At 69.9% G+C, this 13587-nt stretch carries 13 protein-coding genes and 1 tRNA gene; 6 read left to right on the top strand and 8 right to left on the bottom strand.

Going from position 1 to position 13587, the window contains the following annotated elements:
• The first annotated feature begins 67 nt into the window (after window positions 1–67).
• The 6 genes from V2W30_RS19725 (at window position 68) to V2W30_RS19700 (ending at window position 4310) form a co-directional block, all read left to right on the top strand.
• Window positions 68–1063 (top strand): ABC transporter ATP-binding protein, encoded by a 996-nt coding sequence (locus V2W30_RS19725; protein ID WP_338703696.1) that lies wholly within the window; start codon window positions 68–70, stop codon window positions 1061–1063.
• Entirely contained in the window at window positions 1053–1955 is a 903-nt protein-coding gene (locus V2W30_RS19720) for an ABC transporter permease (RefSeq protein WP_338698302.1), read from the top strand. The genes V2W30_RS19725 and V2W30_RS19720 overlap by 11 nt, the downstream gene beginning before the upstream one ends.
• Window positions 1952–2863, top strand: coding sequence for an ABC transporter ATP-binding protein (locus tag V2W30_RS19715; RefSeq protein WP_338698301.1), 912 nt, complete (start codon window positions 1952–1954; stop codon window positions 2861–2863). Before V2W30_RS19720 ends, V2W30_RS19715 begins: the two co-directional genes overlap by 4 nt.
• 9 nt (window positions 2864–2872) lie before the next feature.
• Complete coding sequence (locus V2W30_RS19710) at window positions 2873–3592, top strand: ABC transporter permease (RefSeq protein ID WP_338698299.1); 720 nt, start codon at window positions 2873–2875, stop codon at window positions 3590–3592.
• Window positions 3593–3711: 119 nt separating this feature from the next.
• A complete protein-coding gene (locus V2W30_RS19705) occupies window positions 3712–3954 on the top strand; it encodes a hypothetical protein (RefSeq protein ID WP_338698297.1) in 243 nt (80 codons plus the stop codon).
• A 269-nt stretch (window positions 3955–4223) separates the two neighbouring features.
• Window positions 4224–4310: transfer RNA gene (locus V2W30_RS19700), tRNA-Ser, on the top strand.
• 157 nt (window positions 4311–4467) lie between these two features.
• Here the strand turns inward: V2W30_RS19700 and V2W30_RS19695 are convergent.
• The 8 genes from V2W30_RS19695 to V2W30_RS19660 all read right to left on the bottom strand — a co-directional run bounded on the left by V2W30_RS19695 (window position 4468) and on the right by V2W30_RS19660 (window position 13437).
• Window positions 4468–5292, bottom strand: coding sequence for an HAD family hydrolase (locus V2W30_RS19695; protein WP_338698295.1), 825 nt, complete (start codon window positions 5290–5292; stop codon window positions 4468–4470).
• Between the two features lie 24 nt (window positions 5293–5316).
• Window positions 5317–6588: a serine--tRNA ligase gene (gene serS / locus V2W30_RS19690; protein WP_338698293.1), complete on the bottom strand. Its 1272-nt coding sequence runs from the start codon at window positions 6586–6588 to the stop codon at window positions 5317–5319.
• A 627-nt stretch (window positions 6589–7215) separates the two neighbouring features.
• Complete coding sequence (gene pheA / locus V2W30_RS19685; protein ID WP_338698291.1) at window positions 7216–8151, bottom strand: prephenate dehydratase; 936 nt, start codon at window positions 8149–8151, stop codon at window positions 7216–7218.
• Between the two features lie 71 nt (window positions 8152–8222).
• A complete protein-coding gene (gene efeB / locus V2W30_RS19680; protein ID WP_338698289.1) occupies window positions 8223–9503 on the bottom strand; it encodes an iron uptake transporter deferrochelatase/peroxidase subunit in 1281 nt (426 codons plus the stop codon).
• 6 nt (window positions 9504–9509) lie between these two features.
• Window positions 9510–11465, bottom strand: coding sequence for a copper resistance CopC/CopD family protein (locus V2W30_RS19675; protein WP_338698288.1), 1956 nt, complete (start codon window positions 11463–11465; stop codon window positions 9510–9512).
• 14 nt (window positions 11466–11479) lie between these two features.
• Complete coding sequence (locus V2W30_RS19670) at window positions 11480–11935, bottom strand: copper chaperone PCu(A)C (RefSeq protein ID WP_338698286.1); 456 nt, start codon at window positions 11933–11935, stop codon at window positions 11480–11482.
• Window positions 11932–12585: an SCO family protein gene (locus V2W30_RS19665; protein WP_338703695.1), complete on the bottom strand. Its 654-nt coding sequence runs from the start codon at window positions 12583–12585 to the stop codon at window positions 11932–11934. The genes V2W30_RS19670 and V2W30_RS19665 overlap by 4 nt, the downstream gene beginning before the upstream one ends.
• 96 nt (window positions 12586–12681) lie before the next feature.
• Window positions 12682–13437 carry a YcnI family protein gene (locus tag V2W30_RS19660; RefSeq protein WP_338698284.1) on the bottom strand — a complete coding sequence of 252 codons (756 nt, stop codon included), beginning with the start codon at window positions 13435–13437 and terminating at the stop codon, window positions 12682–12684.
• Between the last annotated feature and the right edge of the window lie 150 nt (window positions 13438–13587).

Here is a 13587-nt window from a genome sequence, read left to right as displayed (position 1 = left end):
CATACGAGGTCGACCCCACGGTCTGACGAATTGGTGTGGCCTGCGCCACTACCGTCGAACCGTGACTGTGATCGCGACCGAAAGCCTGAGCAAGCGGTTCCCCCGGGTGACCGCTCTTGACCGGCTGACCATGGACATCGGGCCCGGGGTGACCGGACTCGTCGGGGCCAATGGAGCCGGCAAGTCCACCATGATCAAGATTCTTCTTGGTCTGTCCCCCGCCACGGAGGGCCGTGCCGAAGTGCTCGGACTCGACGTCGCGACGAAGGGCGCCGCCATCCGCGAGCGGGTCGGCTACATGCCGGAGCACGACTGCCTGCCGCCCGACGTCTCGGCCACCGAGTTCGTCGTGCACATGGCCCGCATGTCGGGCCTGCCGCCGACCGCCGCCCGCGAGCGCACCGCGGACACGCTGCGCCACGTCGGCCTGTACGAGGAGCGCTACCGCCCCATCGGCGGCTACTCGACGGGCATGAAGCAGCGCGTGAAGCTGGCCCAGGCCCTCGTCCACGACCCGCAGTTGGTCTTCCTCGACGAGCCGACGAACGGCCTGGACCCGGTCGGCCGCGACGACATGCTGGATCTGATCCGCCGCGTCCACACGGACTTCGGCATCTCCGTCCTCGTCACGTCGCACCTCCTCGGCGAGCTCGAGCGCACCTGCGACCACGTCGTCGTCATCGACGGCGGCAAGCTCCTGCGCTCCAGCTCCACCACGGACTTCACGCAGAACACGGCGGTCCTCGCCATCGAGGTCACCGACAGCGACGAACACCCGGACGGCACAAGCGCGTTGCGCGCGGCCTTCGAGGAGCGCGGCATCGAGACCAGCACCGGCGGCGAGCTGCCCGGCGCGGGCCACACCGTACTGATCACCGCGCAGGGCGAGGAGACGTACGACATCGTGCGCGACGTCGTCGCGGACCTCGGCCTCGGCCTGGTCCGCATGGAGCAGCGCAGGCACCACATCGCGGAGGTCTTCCGCCCGGCGGACGAGCCGCGGCAGCAGCCGTTCGCCTCCGCGGCGGCCCAGCAGACGGGAGGCCGGTCCGATGACCACTGAACCCATGCCCACGGACCGCGCGTCCACCCAGATCCACAACATCGGCTACCGCCACTACGACGGCCCGCGCCTGGGCCGCGCGTACGCCCGCCGCTCCCTCTTCTCGCAGAGCCTGCGCGGCGCGTACGGCCTCGGCCGCTCGGCCAAGTCGAAGGTGCTGCCGATGCTGCTCTTCGTCGTGATGTGCGTCCCGGCACTGATCATGGTCGCGGTGGCCGTCGCCACGAAGGCCAAGGACCTGCCGGTGGACTACACCCGCTACGCGATCGTCCTGCAAGCCGTGATCGGCCTCTACGTGGCATCGCAGGCACCCCAGGCCGTCTCCCGCGACCTGCGTTTCAAGTCGGTGCCCCTCTACTTCTCGCGGCCCATCGAGCGCGTCGACTACGTGGTCGCGAAGTTCGCCGCGATGACGTCCGCGCTGTTCGTCCTCACGGCCGCGCCGCTGATCGTCCTCTACGTAGGCTCTCTGCTCGCCAAGCTGGACTTCACCGAGCAGACCAAGGGATTCGCCCAGGGACTGGTCTCCGTGGCACTGCTGTCGCTGCTCTTCGCCGGGATCGGCCTGGTCGTCTCCGCCATCACACCCCGCCGCGGCTTCGGCATCGCCGCCGTCATCGCCGTCCTGACCATCTCCTACGGCGCGGTCTCCACCGTCCAGGCGATCGCGGACGCGCAGGACAACGGCGACGCGGTGTCCTGGCTCGGCCTGTTCTCGCCGATCACCCTCATCGACGGGGTGCAGACCGCCTTCCTGGGAGCGGACTCCTCGTTCCCCGGCGCGCACGGTCCCTCGACCGGCCAGGGGCTGCTCTACCTGCTCGTCGTCCTCGGGCTCATCGCCGGCTCCTACGGCCTGCTGATGCGCCGCTACCGGAAGGTCGGACTGTGACCAGCATCAACATCGACCACGTCTCCCGCTGGTTCGGCAACGTCGTCGCGGTCAACGACGTCACGATGACGATCGGCCCCGGCGTCACCGGCCTGCTCGGTCCCAACGGCGCGGGCAAGTCCACACTCATCAACATGATGGGCGGCTTCCTGGCCCCGTCGAACGGATCGGTGACCCTCGACGGCGAGCAGATCTGGCGCAACGAACAGATCTACCGCCACATCGGGATCGTCCCCGAGCGCGAGGCGATGTACGACTTCCTCACGGGAGAGGAATTCGTCGTCGCCAACGCCGAACTGCACGGCCTCGGCAAGAAGGAGGCGCAGCGCGCGCTCGCCACGGTCGAGATGGAGTACGCCCAGGACCGCAAGATCTCCACGTACTCCAAGGGCATGCGGCAGCGCGTGAAGATGGCGAGCGCCTTGGTCCACGAGCCCTCGGTGCTGCTCCTCGACGAGCCGTTCAACGGCATGGACCCGCGCCAGCGCATGCAGCTCATGGATCTGCTGCGGCGCATGGGCGACGAGGGCCGCACGGTCCTGTTCTCCTCGCACATCCTCGAAGAGGTCGAGCAACTCGCCTCCCACATCGAGGTGATCGTCGCGGGCCGGCACGCGGCCAGCGGTGACTTCCGCAAGATCCGCCGCCTGATGACCGACCGCCCGCACCGCTATCTGATCCGCTCCAGCGACGACCGGGCGCTGGCCGCCGCGCTGATCGCGGACCCGTCGACCGCGGGCATCGAGGTCGACCTGAAGGAAGGGGCGCTGCGCATCCAGGCCGTCGACTTCGGCCGGTTCACGACACTGCTCCCGAAGGTCGCGCGCGCACACGGCATCCGCCTGCTCACGGTCTCGCCGTCCGACGAGTCCCTCGAGTCCGTCTTCTCGTATCTCGTCGCGGCGTAGGAGGCCCTGATGTACGACCCCACTGTCGCCCGGCTCACCTACCGGGCCCTGCTCGGCCGCCGCCGGGCCCTCATCCTCTTCGCGCTGCCCGTCCTGCTCGTCGTGATCTCCGCGCTCGTCCGCGGGCTGACCGGAGCCGACGACCAGACCGCGTCCGACGTCCTCGGCGGGTTCGCGCTCGCCACGATGGTGCCGCTCATCGGCGTCATCGCGGGCACGGGCGCCATCGGCCCCGAGATCGACGACGGGTCGGTCGTGTACCTGCTGTCGAAGCCGGTCAAGCGGCCCACGATCATCTTCACGAAGCTCATCGTCGCCATCGGCGTGACCATGGTCTTCTCCGCCGTCCCGACGCTCATCGCGGGCCTGATCCTGAACGGCAACGGGCAGCAGATCGCCGTCGCCTACACGGTCGCCGCCCTCGTGGCCTCCATCGCGTACGCGGCGATCTTCCTGCTGCTCGGCACGGTCACGCGGCACGCGGTCGTCTTCGGCCTGGTCTACGCCCTCGTCTGGGAGGCGCTGTTCGGCTCCCTGGTCGCCGGGGCGCGCACCCTCAGCGTGCAGCAGTGGTCCCTCGCGGTCGCCCACAAGGTGGCCGGCGGCGATCTCGTCACCTCCGACGTGGGGCTGCCGCTCGCCACGGTGTTCCTGGTGGCCGTGACCGTCCTGGCGACCTGGTACGCGGGGCAGAAACTGCGGGCGCTGAAGCTGGCCGGGGAGGAGTAGGCCGCCGAAAGGGGCGCCGACCGCTCCGGGCCTCCTCATCTCCTCACGCCGATTTCACCCTCCCATCCGGACACTGGTGGGAGGGTGCGCTGTTTCCTACGCCGCCCGAGGAGGACCCCATGGCATCCGAACCGACCCGTGAGGGGGACCGGCCGGAACAGGACGACGACGCCTGGGACGGCGTGGTCCTGGACGCCGACTTCATCCGGTCCGCGCAGACGACCGAGCCGTCCGCGCGGGCCCGCATGCTCACCGCGCGCTGGCGCCGGGGCGCACCGGAGCCGCAGCCGTGGCGGTCGGACGAGCCGCCCGCGGGATGGTTCTTCAGCAAGGCACGACGCCGCAGGTGGCGCCGCCGGTGAGCGCCGGAGTTTATTCGGTGGCGTCGAACCGGGCGCCGGGGCACAGTAGGGGTGTCACCGCGCCGGTCCGGTTCCGATACCGACACCGTCGCCCGTCCACGGGGAGAGGAGCGAGACGATGAAGTTCAGTAGTCCGTCGAGTTCCCGACAGGGCAGCCCGAGGCAGGCTCCGGAGTAGTCACTGCACTCCGTCGAGCCCCGCCCCAGGGGTGTTGCCCGGGGCGGCCGCTTCGAGCACGTGTCCTCAGCGGCACGTGGGCCGCCCACCCGGAGGATTGGCCGAGTGGTAAGGCAGCGGCTTGCTAAGCCGTAGTCGGGGCGGAAGCCCCGCGCGCGTTCGATCCGCGCATCCTCCGCATCTCTGCCGCGCCGAGCGGCTCGTCCGCGTCCGGCAGGCTCCGTCTGCGTCCGTCTGCATCCGTCTGCATCCGTCTGCATCCGTCAGAGTCCGTCCGCGTCCGGCTGTGCCCCGCCGGACCGGCCGCCGAACCGGCGCGGTGTCACGGGCGCCGGTCAGCCCAGCAACCGCTCCAGGACCACCGCGATGCCGTCGTCCTCGTTCGACGACGTCACCTCGTCGGCCACGGCCTTCAGCTCCGCATGGGCGTTGGCCATCGCCACGCCGTGGGACGCCCAGCCGAACATCGGGATGTCGTTGGGCATGTCACCGAAGGCGATCGTGTCCGCGGCCTTCGCGCCGAGGCGCCGGGCCGCCAGCGAGAGGCCCGTGGCCTTCGAGAGCCCCAGCGGGAGCAGCTCGACGATGCCCTCGCCGGCCATCGTCACGCCGACCAGATCACCGGCGACCGTACGCGCGACCGCCGCCAGCTCGTCGTCGGTCATGCCCGGGTGCTGCACGTAGACCTTGTTGAGCGGCGCCGCCCACAGATCCGAGACGTCCGTGAACGGGATGGCGGGCAGGTGGCCCTCACCGACCTGGTAGCCCGGGCCGACGATCACCTCGCCCTCCAGTCCGTCGCGGCTCGCGGCGAGCGCCATCGGGCCGATCTCGGCCTCGATCTTCGACAGGGCGAGCCCCGCGAGCTGCCGGTCGAGCGTCACGGACGTGAGGAGCCGGTGCTCCCCCGCGTGGTACACCTGCGCGCCCTGCCCGCACACCGCGAGACCGTCGTAACCGAGGTCGTCGAGGATGTGCCGGGTCCAGGGCACGGCCCTGCCGGTCACGATGATGTGCGCGGCGCCCGCCGCGGTGGCCGCGGTGAGCGCCTCACGCGTGCGCGTGGAGACCGTGTGGTCGGTACGGAGCAGCGTCCCGTCCAGGTCGGTCGCGACGAGCTTGTACGGGAAGGCGGGTGTGGTGGGAGCGGGATGGCTCACGTGCTGATCGGCTCCAGACTGCGCTTACTTGGGCTCAAGAGTGGCTCGTCCCCCCAGGTACGGCCGCAGCACCTCGGGCACACGCACGGAGCCGTCGGCCTGCTGGTGGTTCTCCAGAATGGCGACGATCGTGCGCGGTACCGCGCACAGCGTGCCGTTCAGCGTCGAGAGCGGCTGGACCTTCTTGCCGTCGCGCATACGGATCGACAGGCGGCGCGCCTGGAACCCGTCGCAGTTCGAGGCCGAGGTCAGCTCGCGGTACTTGCCCTGCGTCGGGATCCACGCCTCGCAGTCGAACTTGCGCGAGGCGGAGGAGCCCAGGTCACCGGTGGCGACGTCGATCACCTGGAAGGGCAGCTCGAGGCCGGTCAGCCACTGCTTCTCCCACTCCAGGAGGCGCTGGTGCTCGTTCTCCGCGTCCGCCGGGTCGACGTACGAGAACATCTCGACCTTGTCGAACTGGTGCACGCGGAAGATGCCGCGGGTGTCCTTGCCGTACGTACCGGCCTCGCGGCGGAAGCACGGCGAGAAGCCGGCGTAGCGCAGCGGCAGCTGGTTCGCCTCGACGATCTCGTCCATGTGGTACGCCGCGAGCGGGACCTCGGAGGTGCCGACCAGGTAGTAGTCGTCCTTCTCCAGGTGGTACACGTTCTCCGCGGCCTGGCCGAGGAAGCCCGTGCCCTCCATGGCGCGCGGGCGCACCAGGGCCGGGGTCAGCATCGGCGTGAAGCCGGCCTCGGTGGCCTGCGCGATCGCCGCGTTCACGAGCGCGAGCTCCAGGAGGGCGCCGACGCCCGTCAGGTAGTAGAAGCGCGATCCGGAGACCTTCGCGCCGCGCTCGACGTCGATGGCGCCGAGCGACTCGCCGAGCTCCAGGTGGTCCTTGGGCTCGAAGCCCTCGGCGCCGAAGTCGCGGATCGTGCCGTGCGTCTCCAGGACGACGAAGTCCTCCTCGCCGCCGCGCGGGACGTCGGGGTGAACGATGTTGCCCAGCTGGAGGGCGAGACGCTTGGTCTCCTCCTCGGCGTCACGCTGCTCGGCCTCGGCGGCCTTCACGTCGGCCTTGAGGGCCTCGCCCTTCTTGAGCAGCTCCGCGCGCTCCTCGGGCGTGGCCTTGCCCATCAGCTTGCCGAGCGACTTCTGCTCGGAACGGAGTTCGTCGAAGCGGAGCCCGGACGACCTGCGCCGCTCATCGGCGGACAGGACGGAGTCGACGAGCGCGACGTCCTCTCCACGGGCGCGCTGGGAGGCGCGAACACGGTCGGGGTCCTCACGGAGCAGGCGAAGGTCAATCACCCCTCAAGGCTACCGGTGCGCGGTTCCGGCTCACGACCCGATATCCGTTGCGATGCTTATGCCCTATTTGCCGGAATGTGAATTAAGGGCGGAACAGCGCCGGAATGAGGACGGGACGCGCTCTCCGGCGCCCGTCAATAAAACCCGGCCCTTTCCCTGAAAAGGGGCAGGCGGGACGCGGGCCCTTGACGTGATTCCCTTGCGGGGAAGGGGACTTGAGGCTCGGTTGTCCACAGTTACGCACAGTCCGGAAAAGTTATCCACAGGCTGTGAGAAAGAACTGTGGACACCGGAAGTGATCGTTCCGAAAGCCGCATGTGTGGCGAAGGATTCCCGTTCCAAACCCGACTCATGCTCACTTTCGGGTGGAAATGCTTCACTCCAAAGAGTTGATCAAGGGAAAAGAGTGGACGAGGGGTGACGTGCGGGACTGTGGACGGACTTGCGGGCTGTAGGCCGATTTGTCGACCATGTCGCATGATCCTGTCGACTTGTCCCCAGGTCGAGAAGGTAACCTGTGGATAACTCTTGTGGACGAAGAAAATCCGCTGGTAGGACGGGCCGCGGACGCGGCAAGAAGCCGGACCCGGCGGTGGAGAACCCGGATCCGGCGGGGGTGTGCGGGTGCTAGAAGCGGCCGTCCTGGCAGCGTGCCAGCCAGTCGGACGCCGCCACGAACTCGTCGTCCGACGTCCCGGCGCGGAGCGGGCGCACGTCCTTGGTGGCGACGCCCGCGCGCGGGTACGAGCCGAGGAAGCGCACCTGCGGGCAGGCCCGCTTGAGGCCCATGAGCGCCTCGGCCACCCGCCGGTCGGAGATGTGGCCTTCGGCGTCCATCGCGAAGCAGTAGTTGCCGATGCCCTTTCCGGTCGGCCGGGACTGGAGCAGCATCAGGTTGACCCCGCGGATGGCGAACTGCTGGAGCAGTTCCATCAGGGCGCCGGGATGGTCCTCGCGCTGCCAGATGACGACGGAGGTCTTGTCCGCGCCGGTCGGTGCGGCGGGCCGGGCGGGCTTGCCGACGAGCACGAACCGGGTCTGCGCGTTCTCCGCGTCGTGGATCTCGGTGACCAGGGGTTCCAGGCCGTACCGCTCGGCCGCGAACTCGCCGGCGAACGCGGCGTCGTACCGGCCTTCCTGGACGAGCCGTGCGCCGTCGGCGTTGGACGCGGCGGACTCCCAGACCACGTCCTCGGCGAGGTGGGTCTTCATCCAGTTGCGGACCTGCGGCTGGGCGGCCGGGTGCGCGGTGACCGACTTGATGTCGCTCAGCCGGGTGCCGGGGCGGACCAGCAGGGCGAAGGTGATGTCGAGCAGCACCTCGCGGTAGATCATCAGCGGGGCGCCCGCCACCAGCTCGTCGAGGGTCGTGGTGATGCCGCCCTCGACGGAGTTCTCGATCGGCACGAACGCGGCCTCGGCCTCGCCGTTGCGCACGGCGTCGAGCGCCGCCGGTACCGACACCACGGGCAGGAGCGTGCGGGTGGCCGTCTCCGGCAGGGTGCGCAGGGCGACTTCGGTGAAGGTGCCCTCGGGTCCGAGATACGCGTAGCTGGCTGGCATGAGGTCACCCTAATGGGCCGTACGGGGTGGAAAACGCGGATGTCGCCCCGGTCCGGGCGGGCGGGTGTGAGTCAGCCCTCCAGCAGGGCCTGCCCCACGTATCCGCCCTTCTCGGCGCCGCCGGGGACCGCGTACAGGCCGCTCGACTCGTGCCGGACGAACTGCGACAGGGCGTCGCCGCGGTCGAGTTTGCGCTGGACGGGGACGAATCCGCGCAGAGGGTCCGCCTGCCAGCACACGAAGAGCAGGCCCGCGTCGGGGACGCCGTCCTGGTCGAAGCCGTCGTGGAAGGAGAAGGGGCGGCGGAGCATGGCGGCGCCGCCGTTCTGGTCGGGGCGGCTGATGCGGGCGTGTGCGTTGATCGGGATGACGAGGTCGCCGTTCGCGTCCGTCTTCTCCAGGTCCGGTTCGGTGGTCTCCTTGCCGCCGGTCAGCGGGGCTCCCGTGGATTTCTTGCGGCCGATGACGTCCTCCTGGGCCTTCGACGACAGCTTCTCCCAGTCGTCGAGGAGCATCCGGATCCGGCGTACGACGGCGTACGAGCCGTTCGCCATCCATGCCGGGGAGCTCGCGGAGGAGCCTGAGGCGGGCACGTAGATCCGCTTGTCGAAGTCGGACTCGGACGGCTTGGGGTTGTTGGTGCCGTCGATTTGGCCCATCAGGTTGCGGGCCGTCATCGGGTGGGAGGTGGCGCCGGGCGAGCGGTTCAAGCCATTCATCTGCCAGCGCACCTTGGCCGCCGCGCCCGTGTCCTTCTGGATCGCGCGCAGGGCGTGGAAGGCGACGAGGGAGTCGTTGGCGCCGATCTGCACCCATAGGTCGCCGTTGCTGCGGGCCTTGTCGAGGTGGTCGGAGAAGAAGTCGGGCAGTGGGTCGAGGGCGGACGGTCGCTGCTTCTCCAGTCCCGTACGGGAGAAGAAGCTGTGGCCGAAGCCGAAGGTGATCGTCAGTGAGGACGGGCCCGCGTCCCGGGCCACGTCCGTGTCGTCGGACGACAGCGGCTCGCCCGCCATCAGCCGCTCGGCCGTCGCCGACCAGCGGCGCAGCAGCGCGGTGGCTTCCTTGCGGCCCGCGCCCGCGGCCAGGTCGAAGGCGATGAGGTGGCCGCGTGCCTGCATCGGTGTGGTGATGCCGGGCTGATGTTTCCCGTGAAACATCACCGTGTCCGCGCCGAGTGTCGTCAACGCGGCGTGCTGTTCGGGCGAGTTCGAGGACGCCACGGCGTATCCCGCGCCCGCGCCGACGGCGCCGAGGGCGACACCGGTGGCGCCCGCCGTGCCGATCAGACGGCGCCGGGAGATGCCGGAGGGGGCCTGGGCGGAGGGTTCGGTACGGCTCTGAGTGTCAGCCATGGTCGTTCAGCCGATCTTCGCGTTCTTGGTGACGGTCACTTGGTCGATGTCGGAGGTGCGCACGGTCACCGCGATCTTCCAGTCGCCCGCGACGGGGATCTGGACGCCGCTCGCCGACCAGTGGCCGGTGGCGATGTGGTCGGGCACGACGGGCAACGGGCCGATCTTCCGTGCCTCCAGGGTGAGGGCGACCTTCACCTCGGGGACGTCGAAGGCCTTGCCGTTCGGCCGCTCCACGTAGACGTGCATCTCGTTGTCGCCGGTGCGGCCGGGGTCGACGTCCAGGAGGACCGTGCCCTTGCCGTCCTTGCCGCCGGTGTCGAAGGGCAGCTTCAGGGAGAGCGGCCCCGACTGGGTCTGGGCGGCGGAGGTGGCGGCCTTGGCCTCTTCCTCCGTACGGCCGGGCTCGGTGGAGGTCAGCACGGTGGTGACGGCGAGCAGGACGACGGCGACGCCGGCCTCGGCGAGGACCGAGCGGCGCAGTCCGAAGCGGTGCGGGTCGGCGTCCCGGGCGCGCTTCGCGCGGGCCGTGGCCATCGCCGCGCGCTGCCGCGCGAGTTGAGCGGCGCGCTTGGGGTCGTCGCTCGTCACGGTGTCGCCGGGTACGTCGTCGCTCGTCGGGTCGGCGGCGCCGCTCTTGCCGGGTTTCGCGCTCTGGGCGCTCTTGGCGCTCTTGGCGCCGCCGCCGACGGCGACCGGTTCCTTCTTCTCGGAGGTGCCCTGCCGCACCACGGACGCGGAGAGCCGGCTCGTCCACGTACGGGAGATCCAGGCGATGCCGACCAGGACGGCGACGAGTCCGATCTTGAGCAGCAGAAGCTGTCCGTACGTCGTCCCGGTCAGGGCCGACCAGGAGCCGACCTGCCGCCACGACTGGTAGAGCCCGGTCGCCGCGAGTGTCACGACGCTGAAGAACGCGACCCGGGAGAAGCGGCGTACGGCGGTCTCCTCGATCGAAGGGGTCCGGTACAGCGCGACGAGCAGGGTGGTCAGGCCGCCCAGCCAGGCGGCCACGGCCAGCAGGTGCAGGACGTCGACGGGCATGGCGAGGCCCGCCTGGATGCCGGTCGAGGCGTGTTCGGCCATGGCCCAGGTGGCGGCGAGTCCGGCCGCGACGACGGCGCCGCCGATGGCGAGCCCGAAGGTGAGGTCCTTGACCTCCTTCTTGTCGCCGTCCTCGGCCCGCTTCACGTAGGCGCCGAAAAGCACCGCAATGAAGAGGGCTGCCGCGGCGAGCAACAGAAGGCGGGACGTCAGCGCCGCGCCCGTCTTGGTCTGCAGCACCTGCCCGAGCTGTGTCGTGTCGAAGACGTCGCCGAGCTTTCCGGAGCCGGTGTACGAGCCGCGCATCAGGAGCAGTGCGAGGGTGGCGGCGGTGAGGGCGGTCCAGCCGCCCACCACGACCCGCTGCACGGGCTTGAGCGCGGCTCCGCGCGGCCAGCAGCCGAGCACGAACGCGGCGCCGCCCACGAGCAGCACGAAGCCCGCGTACGAGACGTAGCGGGCGAATCCGTAGAGCCCGCCGACGACGCCTCCGCCCGCGTTCTGGTCGGCCAGGACGGCGGAGGTCTTGGAGGGGGCTCCGATGGAGAACGTGAAGGCGCCGGAGACGGGATGGCTGTCGGCCGACACGACCTGGTAGGCCACGGTGAACGTGCCGTCGGGCAGGCCGGAGTGCAGGCCCACGGTGTACGTCGTGCCGCGGGGGTGGCCGACCTTGCCGGTGTCGACGCGTTTGCCCGCCGGGTCCAGGACGCGCACCGCGCCGCCGGACATGGCGACGTCCTCGGAGAAGGTCAGCGACACGCTCCGCGGCGCCGTCTCGACCACCGCTCCCTGTCGGGGGTCGCTCCCGGTCAGCGCGGCGTGCGCGGACGAGGGAGCGGCACCGGCCAGGAGCGCGCCGGTGACGGCGAGGAACAGCAGCACCAGGTGCCACAGGCGGGGAGCGATGGTCTTCACGTGCGGTCAGCCCCTCAATGAGACGCGTGCGACGTCGGGTTGTAGGTGGCGGCCTTCACCGGGAAGGCGACCTTGACGGTGCCGGCCTTGGCGAAGTGCAGCTCCACGGCCACCTTGTCGCCCTCTTCCGGCTTCTGCGCCACGTTCTCGAACATGAGGTGGTTGCCGCCGCGTTCGAAGTCGAGCGTGCCGTCGGCGGGCACGGCGAAGGACTTCTGCTCCTTCATCACGCCGCCCTTGGTGCTGTGCAGGGTGACCTGCCGCGCGAGGGTGCTGGAGACGGAGGTGAGCGTGTCGGCGCCGCCGCTGTTGCGCACGACGAAGAACCCGGCCGCCATGTCGCCGGAGGCGGGCGCGGGGATGAACGCGCCCTCGACCTTCAGGTCCGGCTCGTCCTGCCCGCCGCAGGCGGTGAGGGCACACCCGGCGGCGAGTATCACGGCGCTCAGGGCGAGGGGGGTGCGCCTCACGGCCTGGCCCCCTTGATGATCTTGGGCAGGTCCTTGGTGTAGTCGTCGACGGTGGCTTCCTCGTCGTACAGCAGGTAGCCGCCGTCGGTCTTCGGCGAGAAGGCGATGACCTGCGTGCCGTGCATCGACACGAGCTTGCCGTTCTTGTCCTTCTGCGTCGGCTCGATGGAGATGCCGAGGGTGCGGGCGCCGCCCTGGATGGTGGCGAAGTCGCCGGTCAGGCCGATGAAGTCGGCGTCCTGGGCCTTGAGCCACTTGCCGAGCACGGCCGGAGTGTCCCGGTCCGGGTCGGTCGTGACGAAGACGACCTGGAGCTTGTCCTGTTCGGCCTTGGGCAGGGCCTTCTTGGCCACCGCGATGTTGCTCATCGTCAGCGGGCAGACGTCGGGGCAGTGGGTGTAGCCGAAGTAGATCAGCGTCGGCTTGCCGTCGGTCCGCTCGCGCAGGTCGAACTTCTTGCCGTGGGTGTCGGTGAGGACCAGGTCCGGCTTCTCGAAGGGCTTGTCGAGCACGGTCACGTTCTGCTGCGAACCGGCCTCGGCGGACACCTCGGCGACCGACTTCCCGCTGTCGTCGCTGCCGCCGCACGCGGAGAGCGTGAGGGCGGCCGCCGTGACCAGACCGGCGGCGAGCAGGGTCTTCTTCTTCATCTTCATGGTCTTGCGCATAGAGAAATGTCCCAGATGTGAGGGGGCCGGCGGGTGCCGGGATCGCCCACCGCGACCCCGGCACCCGCCATGGGTGGCTCAGCTGTTGGTACGCCGACGGCCGGCCAGCACGCCGAACGCCACACCGGCGACGCCGACGGCGATACCGACGACGCCGAGGACACGGGCGGTGGTGTCACTGCCGGAGCCGTCGGACGACGTGTCGGAGGAGGCCGCGGTGGTCTCCTTGTCGTGGTCGGCGCTGTCGTCGGAGGAGGCGCCGGACGAGCCGTGCTCGTCGCCGGTCGCGGCCGTCAGCTCAAGGGTGGGCGCCGGGTTCTCCGGCTCCTCCTGGCCCTCCTGCTGCGGCTCGATCCAGCGCACGACCTCCTTGTTGTCGTACGTCTGGATCGCCTTGAAGACGAGCTCGTCGGCGTCGGTCGGCAACTGGCCGATGGACACCGGGAACTTCTGGAAGTAGCCGGGCTGGATGCCCTTGGTGTCGCCGGAGCCGGTCGCGGTCCAGGTGACCTTGGAGACGGCCTCGGTGATCTTCTCGCCGTGCAGCTCGATCGGCTTGTCGAGCGTGGACTTGGTGACCTTGGCCGTCCAGCCCGGGACGGGCTCGGGCATCACCGAGGCGAGCGGGTGGTCGGTCGGGAGGCTGACCTCGAGCTTGGTGGTCGCGGCGTCGTCGCGCTCGTTGGGCACCTTGAAGTCGACCACGGCGTAGCTGCCCTTGGCGGCGGCGCCTTCGGGCTGCACGCTCACGTGCGCGAAGGCCGGGGCGGAGAGGAGGACGACGGAGGAGACGGCGGCGGCACCGACGAGAGCGGCGCGGGACATCTTCTTCATGGCAGAAAGAACTCCACGTTCAGCGGGATTCAGCGAAGGGTGGGGCGCGCGACCGCGGGGACGAACAGGCCACAGACAGGCGGCCGGACCACAGGGAAGCGACCGGGCCACAGGTATGCGGCCAGGACGCGTCCATGCCGTCTGGCACAT

It is taken from the genome of Streptomyces sp. Q6 (assembly GCF_036967205.1).
Taxonomy (GTDB): Bacteria; Actinomycetota; Actinomycetes; order Streptomycetales; family Streptomycetaceae; genus Streptomyces; species Streptomyces citrinus.
The sequence above is the reverse complement of the archived record's forward strand: the minus strand, read 5'-3'. Positions and strand labels throughout refer to the sequence as shown.